Consider the following 289-nt stretch of genomic DNA (forward strand, 5'->3'; position numbering starts at 1 on the left):
GCCACCGACATCGTGCTGGCGCTGACCGAATTCCTGCGCAAGACCAAGGTCGTGGGGGCGTATCTGGAGTTCCGCGGCGAAGGGGCGTCGGCGCTCACGCTCGGCGACCGCGCGACGATCTCCAACATGGCGCCCGAGTACGGCGCGACCGCGGCGATGTTCTTCATCGACGGCCAGACGCTGGACTACCTGCGGCTGACTGGCCGCACGGACGAGCAGGTCGCGCTGGTCGAGAACTACGCGCGCACCGCCGGCCTGTGGGCCGATGACCTCGCCACCGCGACCTACG

The 289-nt window shown here is 69.6% G+C and carries 1 protein-coding gene; it reads left to right on the forward strand.

Going from position 1 to position 289, the window contains the following annotated elements; genetic code table 11:
- On the forward strand, positions 1-289 hold a 289-nt coding region (locus FLQ44_RS17835), incomplete at both ends, for an aconitase family protein (protein ID WP_240801331.1).

The organism is Vogesella mureinivorans, assembly GCF_007644035.1.
Taxonomy (GTDB): domain Bacteria; phylum Pseudomonadota; class Gammaproteobacteria; order Burkholderiales; family Chromobacteriaceae; genus Vogesella; species Vogesella mureinivorans.